Source organism: Jannaschia seosinensis, from assembly GCF_001408515.1.
GTDB lineage: Bacteria > Pseudomonadota > Alphaproteobacteria > Rhodobacterales > Rhodobacteraceae > Jannaschia > Jannaschia seosinensis.
Genome location: NZ_CYPR01000228.1, coordinates 1 through 16,545 on the forward strand (window position 1 = coordinate 1; position 16,545 = coordinate 16,545).

Genomic DNA, 16,545 nt, shown 5'->3' on the forward strand with positions numbered 1-16,545 from the left:
TCTTTGGTTTGTCAAAGAACGGCCGTCTGGCGCAGAACATCTCGGCATTGGAGGCATCGACGGCGGCGCGCTACGTCCGGACGCCGGGTCAGAAGCTGCGCCGGTTCAAAACCTTCTCCTACGCAGCCCGCTCGTGGTCGAAACCCCGCCGCGTCATCGCCCGCGTCGAGGTTGGCCCCATGGGTCGGGACACCCGCTACGTCGTCACCAACCTCGAGGGCGGCCGCGGTAAGCACCTTTACGAGAAGCTCTATTCCGCCCGCGGCCAGGCCGAGAACCACATCAAGGCGTGGAAAACCCATCTCGCATCAGACCGGACATCATGCTCGAAGGCGAACGCCAACCAGATGCGCCTGATGCTGCACGGCTGCGCCTACTGGGTCTGGTGGAAGCTTCGCGCGGCTTGCCCAAAACGTCCACCATGGCGCCGCGCCCAGTTCGACACGCTGCGGCTGCATCTCGTCAAACTGGCCGCCACCATCGTCGAAAAGAAGACCCGGATCATCGTGACCCTGCCGGCATCGTGTCCCCGAAAGGGACTTCTCCTCCTTCTCTTCGACGCCCTCGCCCCACCGAAAACAGCCTGACGCAAGCGCCCCGACAAACCCCGAAACATCAACCCGTATCGCCCAAGACCCAAGTCACCGGCCGGCCTGCCAACCGGACGCAAACACCGGGTGCGCGCAAGAAAACCGAGACCGGGGAAACCATCCCACGGAGCACAAGTCCGCAGCTTCATGAATTATGCGGGTTAACGCCACGGCGCTGGGTGTAACGACGACTTTCAGGGCGCAGGACTTCGGTGCCTGTTCGAATGCGCGGGTGCTGGTGCAAATTCCGTCTCGCGGTGACGACGCGATACGGTGAAGAACAGGTCGCCCTCGGTCCCACGAAACTTCTGGTGCGCAGCGAATGTCGGAGGGAACCGCCGATCTGGTGCCGCTGGCGATTTGAGGTCCGGCGGGGGCGACTTCGACTGCCCGTTGCGAATCTTGCCGCACAGCCCGCACGCCTGCGATTTTCCGCGTCGGCATAGGGCGAATCCTGCACATGGTCGTGCAACCTCGACGGTAAACGCCGCGTGAGTGCTTGACCGCGGCAGGCCGAGGGGAGAAACCCGCAGGATGCTTGCCTATATCATCCGCCGCGTGCTGCAATCCGTGCTCGTCCTTCTGGTGGTCGGGCTCGTGGCCTTTTCCATGTTCCGCTTCGTGGGCGACCCGATCGAGCAGCTTCTGGGCCAGGAGCGCACCGTTCAGGACGTCGAGCGTCTGCGCGAGGCGCTGGGTCTGAACGATCCGTTCATCATGCAATATGCCAGTTTCCTCGGGCGCGCGGTGCAGGGCGATTTCGGCATCTCCTACCGCCAGTCCCGCCCCGTGGCCGAAATTCTCGCCGAGCGCGCGCCCGCCACGCTGGAGCTCGCGCTCGTCTCGGGGCTTCTGGCGCTGGGGCTCGGGATCGCGCTGGGGGTGTTCACCGCGATCCGGCGCGACGGTTGGGCGGCGAACATCATCATGTCGGCCTCGCTGATCGGGGTCTCGCTGCCGACCTTCCTCATCGGGATCCTGCTGATCTACGTGTTTGGCGTGCAGCTGCGGTGGCTGCCGACCTTCGGGCGCGGCGAAGTGGTGGACCTCGGCTGGTGGACGACCGGGTTTCTGACGACCTCCGGTCTCAAGTCCTTGATCCTGCCCGCGATCACGCTGGGTCTGTTCCAGATGACACTGATCATGCGGCTCGTGCGGTCCGAGATGCTGGAGGTGCTGCGCCAGGATTACATCCGATTCGCGCGGGCGCGGGGCCTTTCGGCGCGGGCGGTGAATTTCCGCCACGCCCTCAAGAACACGATGATTCCCGTCATCACCGTCACCGGCCTGCAACTCGGCGCGATCATCGCGTTCGCCATCATCACCGAGACGGTGTTCCAGTGGCCGGGCGTGGGCTTGCTGTTCATCAACGCGGTGCAATTCGTCGACATCCCCGTCATGGCCGCCTATCTGATGTTGATCTCGGTGATGTTCGTGCTCATCAACCTGCTCGTGGACATCCTCTATGTCTGGGTCGATCCGCGTCTGCGCGTCGAGGGGAGGCATTCATGAAGCTGGATGGTTCGTGCCATTGCGGGGCGGTGCGCTTCACCGTCGAGGCGCCGCACCCGGTGCCGTATCAGCGGTGCTATTGCTCCATCTGCCGCAAGACGGCCGGTGCGGGCGGCTTCGCCATCAATATCGGCGCGCGCGCCGACACCCTTGAGGTCGAGGGGCGCGACAACATTTCCACCTACCGGTCGAGCGAGGCGATGGAGCGGACCTTCTGCCGTACCTGCGGCTCGGCGCTGTGGGGCTTCGCGCCGGATTGGCCCGAGCTGATCCATCCCCATGCCTCCGCCATCGACACCGACCTGCCGGTGCCGCCCGCGCATACGCACATGATGCTGGCCTCCCGCGCCAACTGGGCCGTCCCGCAGGTCGCGCCGGAGGACGAGACCTTCGACGCCTATCCTGAAGAGAGCCTCGCCGCGTGGCACGAGCGTCGGGGGCTGAGCGCATGAGCGACCTGCCCGACGCCACCCGCCAAGGCCCCAAGCCGACCGACCGGCTGGAAGAGGCCGAGATCGTCCGCCCGTCGCGCTGGCGCGCCGTGTGGGACAGCGACGTCGCCTATTCCTTCCGCAGCTCGCCGGTCGCCATCGTCGCGACCCTCATCACGCTGGTCCTCGTCCTGGCGGCGATCTTCGCGCCATGGATCGCCCCGACCAATCCGTTCGATCCGTCCTCGCTGAACCTGATGAACGGCTTCACTCCGCCGGGCGAGCCGAACGCCTTCACCGGCGAGACCTTCCTGATGGGCACGGACGATCAGGGGCGGGGCGTGTTCTCGACCATCCTCTACGGCATGCGCGTCTCGCTCTTCGTAGGGTTCATGGCGGTGCTGTTCGCGCTGGTGCTGGGCGTGCTTCTGGGGCTTCTGGCAGGCTATGCCGGGGGCTGGGCCGACAGCGTGATCATGCGCGTGGCCGACGTGCAGCTGACCTTTCCGTCGATCCTCGTGGCGCTTCTGATCTTCGGGATCGCGCGCGGGATCATCCCCATCGAATACCGCGACCAGATGGCGATCTGGGTCCTGATCCTCGCCATCGGCCTGTCGGATTGGGTGCAGTTCGCCCGCGTCGTTCGGGGCGCGACGCTGGTGGAGCGGAACAAGGAATACGTTCAGGCCGCGCGTCTCATCGGACGCACGCCCGCCGCCATCATGCTGCGTCACATCCTGCCCAACGTCCTGTCGCCGGTCCTCGTGATTGCCACGATCTCGCTGGCGCTGGCCATCATCGCGGAGGCGACGCTGAGTTTCCTCGGCGTCGGCGCGCCGCCCACGCAGCCGTCGCTCGGCACCCTCATCCGGATCGGGCAGGATTTCCTGTTCTCCGGTGAGTGGTGGATCCTGTTCTTCCCGGCCGTGACGCTGCTGATGCTGGCGCTGTCGGTGAACCTGCTCGGCGACTGGCTGCGGGACGCACTCAACCCGAGGCTGAGGTGACCATGACCGATGCGACCGGCCGGACGGCCACACCCGTTCTCTCCCTCCGCGACCTCACCGTCGAGATCCCCACCCGGCACGGGGTGCTGCGTCCTGTCGATGCGGTGTCGTGGGATGTCGAGGCCGGCGAGATCCTCGGCGTGGTGGGCGAATCCGGCGCGGGCAAGTCGATGACCGGCAATGCGGTGATCGGCCTTCTCGACCCGCCGGCGCGCATCGCGGGCGGTGAGGTGCTGCTGGAGGGGGAGCGGATCGACAACCTGCCTTTGCAGAAGATGCGTCGCATCCGGGGCAAGCGAATCGGGATGGTGTTCCAGGACCCGCTCACGTCGCTGAACCCGCTTCTGACCGTGGGCGAGCAGTTGACCGAGACGATCACGCGCCATCTCGACGTCTCCGACGATGCGGCGCGGACGCGCGCGGTCCGGGGCCTCGACGAGGTGGGCATTCCGGCCGCGAAGGATCGGCTCGGCGCCTATCCGCACGAATTTTCCGGCGGCATGCGGCAGCGTGTCGTCATCGCGCTGGCGCTCTGTGCGGAGCCGACGCTGCTGATCGCGGACGAGCCGACGACCGCCCTCGACGTGTCGGTGCAGGCGCAGATTACGGCGCTCCTCAAGCGCCTCTGCCGGGAGCGGGGAATGGCGGCGATGCTGGTGACGCACGACATGGGCGTCATCGCCGAGACCGCCGACCGCGTGGCCGTCATGTATGCCGGGCGGCTGGCCGAGATCGGGCCGGTCGCGGAGATCGTCGGATCGCCGCGTCATCCCTATACCGACGGTTTGATGGCGTCGACGCCGGCCGCCAGCGCGGGACAGGCCCGATTGCGGCAGATCCCCGGCGCCATGCCGCGGCTGACGCGGATGCCCGACGGCTGCGCCTTCCATCCCCGCTGTCCGCGCGTGCAGGACAAGTGCCGCCACGATCCCGGCCCGGTCGTGGGAAAGGCCGATTACCGCGCCGCCTGCTGGTTCCCCATCGAAGCCGGGGAGGACGCCGCATGAGCCCCAGTGATCCCCTCGTCGCGATCCGCAATCTCACCCGCGTCTTCGACGTCTCGAAGCCCTGGCTCAACCGGGTGATCGAGCGTCTGCCCAAGCGCCGCCTGACCGCCGTGAGCGACGTCAGCTTCGACATCCCGGAGCGGACGACTTATGCGCTGGTGGGCGAGAGCGGGTCGGGCAAGTCCACGATCGGCAAGATGATCGTGGGTCTCCTGCGCCCGTCGAAGGGCAATGTGGAGATCGAAGGCGTGGACCTCTTCGCTGAGCGCGATCCGTCGGTGATCGAGGGCATCCGCTCCGACATCCAGATGATCTTTCAGGATCCCTTCGCCTCGCTGAACCCCCGCTGGCGGGTGCGCGACATCATCACCGAGCCCGTCGTCGCGCGCGGGGGCGACACCAAGGGTCTGGCCGAGCGGCTTCTGGAGCAGGTGGGCCTCGCCGCCGAGGATGCGGGCAAGTATCCGCACCAGTTTTCCGGCGGGCAGCGACAGCGTATCTGCGTGGCCCGTGCTTTGGCGTCCGAGCCGCGCCTGATCGTGTGCGACGAGCCGACCTCGGCGCTGGACGTGTCGGTGCAGGCGCAGGTTCTCAACCTGATGTCCGACCTCAAGGACGAGCACGGGCTGACCTACCTGTTCATCTCTCACGATCTGACCGTGGTGCGGCACATGGCCGACACGATCGGGGTGCTCTATCTGGGCTGTCTGGTGGAGGAGGCGGCGCCGGAGGTGCTTTTTACCAAGCCCGCCCATCCCTATACGGCGATGCTGATCGACGCGGCGCCCCGGCTCGACGCGTTCGGCCGCGAGGTGGTCCCGCCCGAGGGCGAGATCCCCGATCCGATCGATCCGCCGCCGGGCTGCGCCTTTCATCCGCGCTGTCCGCTGGCCACCGATATCTGCCGGCGCGAGCGTCCGCCGCTCGCCCCGTTCGGGGCGGGCCGCGTCGCGTGCCACCATGCCGGGGAGATCGAGCTGAAGGCCGCCTGAGGGGCCTCAGCGCGACTCCCCCATCGCAATGAGCGAGGCATTGCCCCCGGCGGCCGTCGTGTCGGTCGAAACCACGACTTCCTCGACGAAGCGCTGAAGGTAAAGCGGACCGCCGGCCTTCGGCCCGGTGCCCGACATGCCACGCCCGCCGAAGGGCTGGCTGCCGACGATGGCGCCGATCTGGTTGCGGTTGACGTAGACGTTGCCCGCGCCGACCCGCGCCGTCACATGCGCGATCGTCGCGTCGATCCGGCTGTGGAGGCCGAAGGTCAGGCCATAGCCCGTTGCGGCGATCTCCTCCAGCACCCGGTCGATCTCGTTCGCGCGCCAGCGCTTCACGTGCAGGACCGGGCCGAACACTTCCTTGGTCAGCTTTTCGTTGCGCCCCAGTTCGATGATGGTCGGCGGCATGAAGCGGCCTTCGGGCGCCTTGGCCTGGAAGCGGGGCCGGTGCTCGGCGACATGCGCCTTCAGGCGGTCGAGCGCCTCGTCGTCGATGATCGGGCCGATATCGGTGGCCGGATCCATCGGGTCGCCCAGCCGCATCGTCGCGGCGGCGCCGGCGATCATGTCGAGCATCCGGTCGGCCACGTCCTCCTGCACGTAGAGGATGCGGCTGGCCGAGCAGCGCTGTCCGGCGGAGCGGAAGGCCGACAGGACCACGTCGCCCGTCACCTGTTCGGGCAGGGCGGTCGCATCGACGATCATCGCGTTGATGCCCCCCGTCTCCGCGATCAGGGGCAGGATCGCTCCGTCACGCTCCGCCAGCGCGCGGGCGATTGCCTTCGCCGTCGCCGTCGAGCCGGTAAAGGCGACCCCCGCCAGATGTGAATCCGCCGTCAGGGCCTGTCCGACCTCGGTGCCGCCCGGCGCGAGGATCAGCGCGTCCTGCGGCACGCCCGCCTCGTGCAACAGCGCCACGGCGCGTGCGGCGATGCGCGGCGTCTGGGGCGCGGGTTTGGCCACGACGGCGTTGCCGGCGGCTAGGGCGGCAGCGGTTTGGCCGAGGAAGATCGCCAGCGGGAAGTTCCAGGGCGCCACGGTGACGAAGACGCCGCGCCCGCGGGCGCGCCAGACATTCGATTCGCCGGTCGGACCGGGCAGCGTGCGGGACGCGCAGAGCGTCTCGGCCTCGTCGGCGTAATACCGCAGGAAGTCGACCGCCTCGCGGACCTCGGCGATGCCGTCGTCGATCGTCTTGCCCGCCTCCCGCGCGAGCGTGGACATCAGGGCGGCGCGATCCCGCTCCAGCAGGTCGGCGGCGCGGCGCAAGGCGGCGGCGCGGATCGCGGGGGCCGTGTCGCGCCATGCGGGGAACGCCGCAGCGGCGCGCGACATCGCGGCGGTCACGTCGGCCTTGGTGAACGCCTTGGGGGTCGGCGCCTCGGGCGCGTTGCGCATCGCACGGGCGAGCTTCGACAGGGCAGGGCGGTCGCCGAAGGTGAAGCCCTTCGAATTCGGGCGAGGATCGAACAGCGCCGCGGGCGCGGGGATGTTCGGATGGCGCGGCATGCTGGCCAGATCGGTGGGCAAGTCGAGCACGTCGGCGACGGGCACGTCGTCATCGCCCGCCTGCGCCACGAAGGAGGTCGATGCGCCGTTTTCCAGGAGTCGCCGCACGAGATAGGCCAGCAGGTCGCGGTGGCCGCCGACGGGTGCGTAGATGCGGCAGGGGACGTTCGTCTCCTTGGCCACCACCGCATAAAGCGCCTCGCCCATGCCGTGCAGGCGCTGGAACTCGTAGCCCTTTTCGTCGCCCGCCATGTCGATGATCCGCGCGATCGACAGCGCGTTGTGGGTGGCGAATTGCGGGTAGAGATGCGGGCGCAGCGCCAGCATCCGCTCGGCGCAGGCGAGGTAGTTCAGGTCCGTGACGGCCTTGCGGGTGAAGACGGGGTAATCGTCCTGCCCCTCGACCTGAGCGTGCTTGATCTCCGTGTCCCAATAGGCGCCCTTCACCAGGCGCACCATCAGGGTCTGCCCCTCGCGCCGGGCGAGACGGCCGATCCAGTCGATGACGGCCAGGGCGCGCTTGCCGTAGGCCTGGATGGCGAGGCCGAAGCCGTTCCATCCGTCGAGGATGCCATCCGCGCAGGCCGCCTCGATCACGTCGAGCGACAGGTCGAGGCGCTCTTGCTCCTCGGCATCGACGGTGAAGTTCAGGTCGAAGCTCTTGGCCCGTTCCATCAGGTCGCGCAGGACCGGGGTCAGTTCCGCGATCACGGCGTCGCGGTTGCGCGGCTCGTAGCGGGGGTGGAGGGCCGAAAGCTTGACCGAGATGCCGGGTCGGTCGGGCAGGGGGCGGTTGCCCGCGGACCGGCCGATCACGTCGATCGCGCCGGCATAGGCCTTGGCGTAGCGGATGGCGTCGTCTTGCGTGCGCGCGCCTTCGCCCAGCATGTCGTAGCTGTGGCGGGCGCCGCGTTTCTCGTTTTCGCGCGCGCGCTTGAGGGCGCCTTCGATGGTCTCGCCCAGAACGAACTGATGGCCCATGAAGCGCATCGCCTGACGCACGCCGGTGCGGACCGTGGGAGCCCCGATGCGGCGCGTGAGGCCGCCGAGGACGCCCGTCACCGTGTCGCTGGGGCGCAGGAGGCGGTTCGACATGCCGAGGCCCCAGGTCGCCGCGGAGACGAGCCACGCATCCGACGGCTCATGCCCGGCCCAGTCGCCCGCCCCGATCTTGTCGGCGATGAGCGCATCCTGCGTCGCCTCGTCGGGCACGCGCAGCAGCGCCTCGGCCATCGCCATGAGCGCCAGCCCCTCGCGGGTGGACAGGTTGTAATCGCGCAGGAAATCCTCGAGCCCGCCGATCCGGGTCCGGGCCTTGCGGATCCCCTGCACGAGGCGCTCGGCGCGGGCGCGCGTCTCAGGCGACGTTTTCGCCTGCGGCAGCAGGCCATCGATCAGCGTTTCGTCGGCGGGGGCATAGGGTGCATCGAGGGACATGGACAGCGTCTCCGGACAGGGTTTCCATGTATGGTAGCACGATCGGAGCCGATGCGTTCACCAAAAGCGGGCGATTGCCCATGGGAAATTTGCGCATATTCTCTGTCGCATGGCCATCCGGCAGGAGAATTCACCATGTTCGCGATTATCGACCGGACGGATCTGCGGCTGATCCGGGTTCTCCATGCCGATGCGCGGCTGTCGGTGACGGCCTTGGCGGAGCGGATCGGCCTGTCGCCGAACGCCACGGCGGAGCGGATGCGCCGCCTGCAGCGCGAGGGGGTGATCGCGGGGTTCACGCTGCGCCTCGACTGGGCGGCGCTCGGGCGGGGGCTGATTGCCTTCGTCGAGGTCAAGCTGGACCGCACCGACGGCGAGGTGTTCGACGCCTTCGCCGCCGCCGTGCGCGACGTGGCCGGGATCGACGAATGCCACATGGTCGCGGGCGGCTTCGATTACCTGCTCAAGACGCGTCATGCGGATATGGCGGCGTACCGCGCGTTCCTGGCGGATGCGCTGGCGACCCTGCCGGGTGTGCGGGAGACGCGGACCTACGTCGTCATGGAGGAGGTCGTGGCGGGCGGGGCCCTGCCCGGCTAGGCCGTGATGCGGCCATGCGCCGCGCGGTCGTTCGAATGCGTGGCGAATCCGAATCATCGGGAGGGGCCGCGTTAAGACCCGCTTAAGCGCGGATCTCTACCACGATCCGTACGCCGAGAATGGCGGATGGGTCGACCGCGCCGCGGCGGCCCGCACAGGACAGAATGTCGTTCTGGCCGCGAAGGCGGTCGTCACAGGCCCGCGAAGCGGGCGCATTCAAAGGAAAAAACATGTCCAGCATTCTGACCAACAACGGCGCGATGGTCGCGCTCCAGACGCTGCAATCCGTCAACAAGAGCCTCGGCGAAACGCAATCGCAGATTTCGACCGGTAAATCGGTCGCGTCCGCCAAGGACAATGCCGCCATCTGGGCAATTTCCAAGACCATGGAAACCGACCAGAGTTCGTTCAAGGTTATTCAGGACGGACTGAACATGGCCGAGGCGACGGTTTCGGTCGGTCTCGCCGGTGCCGAGCAGGTCACTGATATTCTTAGGGAAATGAAGGATCTGGCTGCGGGCGCCATGAACGACAGTGCAGATTTCGACAAGATCGAAACAGACATTGCGGCAAAAATGAAGCAGATCGAGGCCATTATTGATTCGTCTCAGTTTAACGGTATAAATCTTCTTGCTGATACTACTGATAGCGCCGCTACATCATATCAGGTGCTCAGTTCTCTTGATCGAGTGGGCGTGGCCGCGCCCGATGCGAAGACGATTTCAGTTGACTCTCAGATGCTGAAAACTAGCATTGTTAATGGGACACGAGCAACAGTCGATAGCGTCGCCAATGCGGAAACTGCGCTAGGACAGATCGAGGGCTTCCTTGATACAGCCATCGCAAGCGCCGCCAAGCTCGGTTCAACCGCGCAGCAACTTTCGGGACAGAGCGACTTTGTCGGTAGGCTGGCCGATTCGATGAAGTCGGGAATTGGCGCACTGGTCGACGCCGACATGGAGGAGGCCTCGGCCCGCCTTCAGGCCCTGCAGGTGCAGCAGCAGCTCTCCACCCAGTCGCTGTCCATCGCCAACCAGGCGCCGCAATCGATCCTGTCGCTCTTCCGCTGACGCGGATCGCGCCCGCCCCGGAGGTTTCGGGGCGGGCATTCGGACACGGCGCGAAGCGCCCGACCATCGCCGGCCCGCCAAAAGGCGCGTCGCGCGAAGCTCGCCAGAATTGAGAGACCGGATCCATGGGTTACCCCCAACACGCGGCCGAAGCCTATGCCGCAATCGACCCCTCCCTGACATCGCCGGGCCGCGCCGAGGCGATGGTTTTCGGCAAGGTGACGCGAAAGCTCGAGGCGGTGTTCGCCGATGATGACGCCTCTATCGCCTCGCGAAATGCCGCACTGCACGACAATCGCAGGCTCTGGCAGGCGGCGGCCTATGCCTGCGCCTCCGATGACAACGCGCTGCCTGACGCGCTCCGCGCCAGCCTCATCAGCCTCGCGGGCTTCGTCGATCGCCATACGAGCCAGGTGTTCGGCGGCACGGCCGATCCGTCCCCGCTCTTCGAGATCAACCGCCGCGTGGCCGCGGGTCTTTCGGCGGCGGGACGCTGACATGGCTGGATTGATGCTCAAGTTCCCCGCCGGCGACCGCATCGTGGTCAACGGTGCCGTCATCGAAAACGTGGGTCGCGGCGCGAGGCTGCGGTTGCTGACGCCCGACACCCAGTTGCTGCGCCTGCGCGACGCCATCGACCCGGAGCGCGCGAAGACGCCCGTGGGCCGGCTGTGTCACGCCGTCCAGATGATGCTGATCGGCGAATGGTCCTGCGAGGAGGGGGTGCCTGAAACACTCGCCGCGCTCGTCCCGCTGCGCGAGGCATTCGTCGCCGGTCCCGACCGGTCCTGCATCGACGAGGTGGCCGGCTATCTGCGTGAAGGGCAGTTCTATCAGGCGCTGCGGCAGCTCGGCCGCCTTCGCCGGAGGGAGGCGGAGCTCCTGTCTGTCGGGTCGGTATGACATACCAGCCCTTCGTGCCGACCGGTGGCCTGACCGGTTGGCGCTTTCTCCAACGTACGATCGAGTCGCAGCGGGCCGCCCACGCGGACAGTGCCCAGATCCAGCGTAATCTCGAATACTTCCGCGAGAACATCGGGAAGATCGAGACAGCGGAGCAACTCGTGGGCGATTTTCGCCTTCTCTCCGTCACGTTGGACGCGTTTGGACTGAGCGCTGATGTCGGCAGCAAGTTCTTCATCCGCAAGGTGCTTGAGGAAGGCACGGTCGAGGACGACGCGCTTGCGAACCGCCTCTCCGACAAGCGCTACCGCGATCTGTCCCGCGCGTTCGGGTTCGGTGACTTCGACACACCTTCCACGAAGCTCGAGGGATTCGCCGACAAGATTGCGGCGCGATATACGGACCGCCGCTTTGAAGCCGATATCGGTCAGACGAGCGAGACCATGCGCTTGGCGCTGAACGCGGAACGGGACCTTCCCGCCTTGGGCGCCGAGGACAGTTCCAACCGGACGAAGTGGTTTTCGCTCATGGGTACGGCACCGCTGCGCAAGGTGATGGAAACAGCGCTCGGGCTGCCTAAGGCGTTCGGCACTTTGCCGATCGACCGTCAGATCGAGACCTTCATGGAGCGGTCCGAGCGCATATTGGGAACGAGTGACCTGTCCGAAATTGCCGCTCCGGAGAATCTGTCTCGTCTCATCGACCGGTTCACCGTGCTCGACGAAGCCGGTTCGGGAAGTACCGTTACCTCGCCGGCGCTGGTACTTCTGCGCGGATTCTGACGCAGCGGGCGTCCTGTCAGGTGCCTGAATAAGGGTTTCCGAGGACGCCGGCGAGGAGGCGGAAGCTGTCGGAGACGCGGGGCATGCCTGTCGATGTGAACAGACCTTCAATCTTCGGAACCAATGCGATCGCCCGGTCGATCTCGGGGTTCGACCCGCGTTCGTAGAGGCCGGAGCTGACCATGAGCTCTGCACGGTCGAGCGCCCCAAGCGTCTTCCGGATCTCGGCGATCAGGCGATTTTCCTCCGATGTGGCCGCATCGGGGAGGGCGCGGGATACCGAGCGCAGGACGTCGATGGCAGGAAAACGACCCGCTTCGGCGATTTCGCGCGACAGGACAACGTGCCCGTCAAGTTGTCCGCGGACGATATCGGCAACGGGTTCTTCCATGTCCGATCCGGCGACGAGAACCGAGTAGATTGCGGTGATGTCTCCCTGCGCGCCCGTACCCGGCCCGGCACGCTCACAAAGCGAAGCGAGAAGCGGCGTCAGGCTTGGAGGATGGCCCCGAAGACTGGCCTCCTCGCCGGCGGCGGCGGCAACCTCCCGGTGTGCTTCGGCCAAGCGAGTGACGCTGTCGCAAAGCAGGAGGACTCGCTTACTCTTGTCGCGGAAATGTTCCGCCACCGTCTGGGCGGCGAAGGCGCAACGCCTGCGTGTGTTCGCCGGCGCGTCCGAGGTTGCGGCAACGACGATTGTCCGGGCCATCCCTTCGGGCCCCAAAACCTTTGCGACGAAGTCGGAAACCTCCCGCCCTCGTTCGCCTACGAGCGCCAAGACACAGATATCCGCCTCCATCCCCCGCGCCAACGCGCCAAGAAGCGTCGATTTACCGACGCCGGATCCGGCGAAGAGGCCGACGCGCTGACCTGCCACGATCGGCAGCATCGTATCGAGGACGGCAAAGCCGGTCGTCATCCGCGGTCCCATGCCCCGCCGGTTGGTTGGCGAGGGTGGCTCCGCACGGAGCGCGCGGGGCATGCCGGCGTGAAGCGGGCGGCCGTCGAGCGGATTTCCGAACGGATCGACGACGCGCCCGACCCAGCTGTCGTCCGGCGCGATCGAGGGAGGACCCGCGGGACGCACCGCCAGACCGATCCGAAGCCCGTCGGTCGCGCCGAAGGGGGTCGCCCAAAGCATGTCACGTTCGATGCGCGTAACCTCGGACCGCCTGGTGACTCCGTCTGGATCCTCGTGGGCGAGTTCGTCCCCGAGGCAGGCGTGATCGGAAAGGCCCTCGACGGCAAACCCCTGCGCATCGAGACGTATGACGCGGCCAACCTGATAGGCGCGCCGGATCCCGGCCACCCGTCGCCGCAGCGTTTCGATCGGGTCGGTGGTCGTGTCGGACATGGCGTTTCTCTCCCTCGGACGAAACGAAATCTAAAGGAATCACCCTTAAGGCTTTGTTGCACGGACGACGAAGGAGTTGGCCAGTGAATCAGATGCCCGAGATCATGTCCCTTGCCGCCGGCGCTGCGCGCCATGCGGCTCAGCGGCAGGCCACGCTGGCCACCAATGTCGCCAATGCCGATACACCGGGCTTCAAGGCCCGGGACCTTGCGGCCTTCGACCCAGATGATGGATTTGCGTTGCGGCGGACGCATGCCGCACATTTCGGAGTAGGATCGACGCAACTTCAAGCGGCGGTTCTGCGCGATCTGCCGGCCGATCCGAACGGCAACAGCGTCGATCTGGAGGATCAGGTCCTGCGCGGTATCGAGGCCGCACGCCGGCACGACCGTGCCATTACCGTGTATCGCAACGCGCTCGACCTGATGCGCGCAAGCCTCGGTCGGAGGTAGCGATGACGGAATTCTCGAATGCGCTTTCCGTCCTGTCATCCGGCATGCGCGGTCAGGGGCAGCGACTGCGCCACATTGCGGAGAATGTCGCCAACGCCGACACGCCTGGTTACCGGCGCAAGACGATAACCTTCCGCGAGACGGTCGAAGACGGACGTCGCAGCGGCGCGATCGAAGCCAGCCCGGTGCAACTCAAGAAAGGCGAGCTTCCGCGAATTCACGATCCATCGCATCCGATGGCCGATGCGCAGGGTTATCACGACGGTTCCAACGTGGAACTCGTCACCGAAATGGCGGACGCGCGCGAGGCGCAGCGCAGCTACGAGGCGAACCTGAAGATGTTCGAGCAGGTCCGGCGCATGTCGGCGGAGCTTTTCGACGTGCTCAAGCGATAACGTAAAGATCCACTTCAAAATCAGGAGACCAGAATGGTTCTCAACCCAATTCTCGCTGGAGCGGGCTCAACGCCCGTGCCTCGATCGAACTCGGCCGTCGAGGCGATGGCTGGCTTTGCCGACATGCTGCGCAACGCGGAGACGCAGTCGCAGGAGGCCATCACCGGGAGCGCCGATCCCCATGCTTTGGTAACGGCGATCGCGGAAAGCAAGCTCGCCGTCGATACCGTCGTCACCGTCCGTGACCGGGTCGTCGAGGCCTATCAGGAAATCCTGCGAATGCAGGTCTGATCCCGATGGCCGACCTCGTCTTTTTTGACACGCTGCGGCAGGGGTTGTGGATCTCGGTCCTCATCTCGGCACCGATCCTGGGCGTGGCCCTGATCGTCGGTTTGGCGATCGGCCTCTTTCAGGCGCTGACATCGGTGCAGGAGATGACCCTGACCTTCGTCCCGAAGATGGCGGCGATTCTCGGCGTCTTCTGGGCATCGATGAGCTTCATGACCCTGACGCTCGGCCGCTACTTCACCGACACGATCGTTCCAATCATTCAGGGATTCTGAGCCATGACCGATGGAGTTTATCCCACCCTCGGCCGGCAGACCGGCCTGCTGCGCGAGATGGACACGATTGCCCAGAACATCGCCAATGCGAATACGACCGGATATCGTGCGGAAGGCCTGATCTTCTCCGAGTTTGTCGTCGGGGGATCCCGCGGTGCGCCTTCCGTGTCTTTTGCCCATGCAAACGGCCACAGCACAAACCTCAATCAAGGCGGAATGGAGCGGACCGGAGGCACGTTCGACCTCGCGATCGAGGGTGAAGGCTTCTTCCAGATCGAGATCGCGGGCGAGCCCCATCTGACTCGTGCGGGTGCGTTTGTGGCGGGCCCCGACGGGGGGCTTCAGACGCCCGAAGGTCATACCGTTCTGGATGAGGGCGGCGCACCGCTCTTCGTTCCGATCGACGCGGAGGCGATCAACGTAGCCCCCGACGGGACGGTTTCGGCGAACGGTCAGCCCGTCGCGCGGATGGGTATCGTCATGCCGTTGGATCCTGGGGCGATGACCCGTGTTGCCGGTACGGCCTTTGCCGCAGACGAGGTGGCACCGGTGGAGGAACCTAGGGTTCTTCAGGGCTTTCTGGAGGCGTCCAACGTGGATCCCGTGACGGAGATCGCGCGGATGGTTCGCGTGCAGCGGGCTTACGAGATGGGCCAGGGATTCATGGATCGAGAACACGAGCGGATGCAATCCATGCTCCGTCTTATGGACAGGTGAGGAGACGCAGGACATGCGTGCACTAAGTATCGCCGCGACCGGAATGGCCGCACAGCAGACGCGGGTGGAGGTCATTTCCAACAACCTCGCGAACATGAACACGACCGGCTATAATGCCCGCCGGGCCGAGTTCGCCGATCTGCATTACCAGCAGGTCACGCGGGCCGGCGCGATCAACTCCGCCACCGGCGCGATCGTGCCCGCGGGTGTCCAGCTCGGGCTTGGCGTGCGGCCGACGGCGGTGACGATGGAGGTCGCGCAGGGCGCGCTCAGCCAGAGCGGCGGCGATCTCGATGTCGCCATTCAGGGGCGCGGTTACATCGAAGTCACGTTGCCGTCCGGCAACTCGGCCTACACCCGCGACGGCGCGCTGAAGCGGACGGGCGACGGTCTTCTGGTGACGTCGGACGGGCACCCGGTCGTTCCGGACATCACGATTCCCGATGACACGCAGTCCATCACGATCAACCCCGAGGGCGAGGTCTATGCGGATTTCGCCGACAGGGTGGAGCCGGAGCTTCTGGGGCAACTGACGCTTGTCGGTTTTACCAACGAGAAAGGGCTCGAGGCGCTTGGCTCGAATCTCTATGCGGAAACCGGAGCGTCCGGGGCTCCCTTCGTGGGCTTCGCCGGTGAGGACGGGCTGGGCTTCTTTCGGCAAGGTTACCTCGAGGACAGTTCGGTCGACTCGGTCCGTGAAATTACCGATCTCATCGAAGCACAACGCGGCTATGAGATGAACGCGAAGGTCATCACCGCGGCGGATCAGATGATGTCGGCGACGACACAGATCCGATGATCCGGCTGCTTCTCTTCGCGGCCCTGATCGGGACGGCTTCGACTTCGGCCGCGGAGACGGTGACGGTGCTTCACCCGGTGCGAGCGGGGATGTCGCTCGATTCCGGCGATCTCGGCTTCCTCGATCAGGACGCCGCCGACGCCTTCGCCGACCCTCGCGACGTGATCGGGCTCGAGGCACGGGTAAACCTGTTTCCCGGCCGCCCGATCCGAACGCGCGATGTGGGGCTTCCGACGGTCGTCACACGCAATGCTGTCGTTCCCCTTGTCTATCGGCGCGCCGGCTTGACGATCACGCTCGAGGGCCGGGCCCTCCAACGCGCTGGCGAGGGTGAACCGGTCCGCGTGATGAATCTATCCTCTCGAAACACCGTGACCGGGATCGCCACGGCGGCCGGCGCGGTCGTCGTCAACTGATCGGAG

At 66.1% G+C, this 16,545-nt stretch carries 20 protein-coding genes; 18 read left to right on the top strand and 2 right to left on the bottom strand.

Annotated features, from left to right (window positions below):
- From JSE7799_RS16895 to JSE7799_RS16920, 6 genes are all read left to right on the top strand, one after another.
- Positions 1-587: transposase (locus JSE7799_RS16895; protein WP_144431776.1), on the top strand; the 587-nt coding region annotated here is incomplete at its 5' end.
- Between the two features lie 537 nt (positions 588-1,124).
- Positions 1,125-2,102 carry an ABC transporter permease gene (locus tag JSE7799_RS16900; protein ID WP_055664643.1) on the top strand — a complete coding sequence of 326 codons (978 nt, stop codon included), beginning with the start codon at positions 1,125-1,127 and terminating at the stop codon, positions 2,100-2,102.
- Positions 2,099-2,554 carry a GFA family protein gene (locus JSE7799_RS16905; protein WP_055664644.1) on the top strand — a complete coding sequence of 152 codons (456 nt, stop codon included), beginning with the start codon at positions 2,099-2,101 and terminating at the stop codon, positions 2,552-2,554. Before JSE7799_RS16900 ends, JSE7799_RS16905 begins: the two co-directional genes overlap by 4 nt.
- Positions 2,551-3,540 carry an ABC transporter permease gene (locus JSE7799_RS16910; protein WP_055664645.1) on the top strand — a complete coding sequence of 330 codons (990 nt, stop codon included), beginning with the start codon at positions 2,551-2,553 and terminating at the stop codon, positions 3,538-3,540. Before JSE7799_RS16905 ends, JSE7799_RS16910 begins: the two co-directional genes overlap by 4 nt.
- 2 nt (positions 3,541-3,542) lie before the next feature.
- On the top strand, positions 3,543-4,547 hold the full coding sequence (locus JSE7799_RS16915; RefSeq protein ID WP_055664646.1) for an ABC transporter ATP-binding protein: 1,005 nt from the start codon (positions 3,543-3,545) through the stop codon (positions 4,545-4,547).
- Positions 4,544-5,539: an ABC transporter ATP-binding protein gene (locus tag JSE7799_RS16920; protein WP_055664647.1), complete on the top strand. Its 996-nt coding sequence runs from the start codon at positions 4,544-4,546 to the stop codon at positions 5,537-5,539. Before JSE7799_RS16915 ends, JSE7799_RS16920 begins: the two co-directional genes overlap by 4 nt.
- 6 nt (positions 5,540-5,545) lie before the next feature.
- Here the strand turns inward: JSE7799_RS16920 and JSE7799_RS16925 are convergent, their stop codons facing one another.
- Positions 5,546-8,488: an L-glutamate gamma-semialdehyde dehydrogenase gene (locus JSE7799_RS16925; RefSeq protein ID WP_055664648.1), complete on the bottom strand. Its 2,943-nt coding sequence runs from the start codon at positions 8,486-8,488 to the stop codon at positions 5,546-5,548.
- 135 nt (positions 8,489-8,623) lie between these two features.
- Here JSE7799_RS16925 and JSE7799_RS16930 point away from each other — a divergent pair, with 135 nt between their 5' ends.
- From JSE7799_RS16930 to JSE7799_RS16950, 5 genes are all read left to right on the top strand, one after another.
- Positions 8,624-9,088: an Lrp/AsnC ligand binding domain-containing protein gene (locus tag JSE7799_RS16930; protein ID WP_055664649.1), complete on the top strand. Its 465-nt coding sequence runs from the start codon at positions 8,624-8,626 to the stop codon at positions 9,086-9,088.
- Between the two features lie 230 nt (positions 9,089-9,318).
- Positions 9,319-10,158, top strand: coding sequence for a flagellin N-terminal helical domain-containing protein (locus JSE7799_RS16935; protein ID WP_055664650.1), 840 nt, complete (start codon positions 9,319-9,321; stop codon positions 10,156-10,158).
- Positions 10,159-10,283: 125 nt separating this feature from the next.
- Positions 10,284-10,655 (top strand): flagellar biosynthesis regulator FlaF, encoded by a 372-nt coding sequence (gene flaF / locus JSE7799_RS16940; RefSeq protein WP_083480661.1) that lies wholly within the window; start codon positions 10,284-10,286, stop codon positions 10,653-10,655.
- A gap of 1 nt (position 10,656) precedes the next feature.
- Entirely contained in the window at positions 10,657-11,061 is a 405-nt protein-coding gene (locus tag JSE7799_RS16945) for a flagellar biosynthesis repressor FlbT (protein ID WP_055664651.1), read from the top strand.
- Complete coding sequence (locus JSE7799_RS16950) at positions 11,058-11,843, top strand: DUF1217 domain-containing protein (RefSeq protein WP_055664652.1); 786 nt, start codon at positions 11,058-11,060, stop codon at positions 11,841-11,843. The genes JSE7799_RS16945 and JSE7799_RS16950 overlap by 4 nt, the downstream gene beginning before the upstream one ends.
- 16 nt (positions 11,844-11,859) lie before the next feature.
- Here the strand turns inward: JSE7799_RS16950 and JSE7799_RS16955 are convergent, their stop codons facing one another.
- Complete coding sequence (locus JSE7799_RS16955) at positions 11,860-13,197, bottom strand: FliI/YscN family ATPase (RefSeq protein ID WP_055664653.1); 1,338 nt, start codon at positions 13,195-13,197, stop codon at positions 11,860-11,862.
- Between the two features lie 92 nt (positions 13,198-13,289).
- Here JSE7799_RS16955 and JSE7799_RS16960 point away from each other — a divergent pair, with 92 nt between their 5' ends.
- The 7 genes from JSE7799_RS16960 to flgA are packed head-to-tail and all read left to right on the top strand — an operon-like array spanning position 13,290 to position 16,539.
- Complete coding sequence (locus JSE7799_RS16960; protein WP_245624929.1) at positions 13,290-13,649, top strand: flagellar basal body protein; 360 nt, start codon at positions 13,290-13,292, stop codon at positions 13,647-13,649.
- 2 nt (positions 13,650-13,651) lie between these two features.
- Positions 13,652-14,044 (top strand): flagellar basal body rod protein FlgC, encoded by a 393-nt coding sequence (gene flgC / locus JSE7799_RS16965; protein ID WP_055664655.1) that lies wholly within the window; start codon positions 13,652-13,654, stop codon positions 14,042-14,044.
- A 33-nt stretch (positions 14,045-14,077) separates the two neighbouring features.
- On the top strand, positions 14,078-14,335 hold the full coding sequence (gene fliE / locus JSE7799_RS16970) for a flagellar hook-basal body complex protein FliE (RefSeq protein ID WP_055664656.1): 258 nt from the start codon (positions 14,078-14,080) through the stop codon (positions 14,333-14,335).
- Between the two features lie 5 nt (positions 14,336-14,340).
- Positions 14,341-14,607, top strand: a complete 267-nt coding sequence (locus JSE7799_RS16975) for a flagellar biosynthetic protein FliQ (RefSeq protein ID WP_055664657.1) — start codon at positions 14,341-14,343, stop codon at positions 14,605-14,607.
- Between the two features lie 3 nt (positions 14,608-14,610).
- The gene (locus JSE7799_RS16980; protein WP_055664658.1) at positions 14,611-15,324 is read left to right on the top strand and encodes a flagellar hook-basal body complex protein; all 714 of its coding nucleotides are present in this window, start codon (positions 14,611-14,613) and stop codon (positions 15,322-15,324) included.
- 13 nt (positions 15,325-15,337) lie between these two features.
- Complete coding sequence (flgG, locus tag JSE7799_RS16985) at positions 15,338-16,123, top strand: flagellar basal-body rod protein FlgG (protein ID WP_055664659.1); 786 nt, start codon at positions 15,338-15,340, stop codon at positions 16,121-16,123.
- On the top strand, positions 16,120-16,539 hold the full coding sequence (flgA, locus tag JSE7799_RS16990) for a flagellar basal body P-ring formation chaperone FlgA (protein WP_055664660.1): 420 nt from the start codon (positions 16,120-16,122) through the stop codon (positions 16,537-16,539). The genes flgG and flgA overlap by 4 nt, the downstream gene beginning before the upstream one ends.
- Positions 16,540-16,545: the final 6 nt, after the last annotated feature.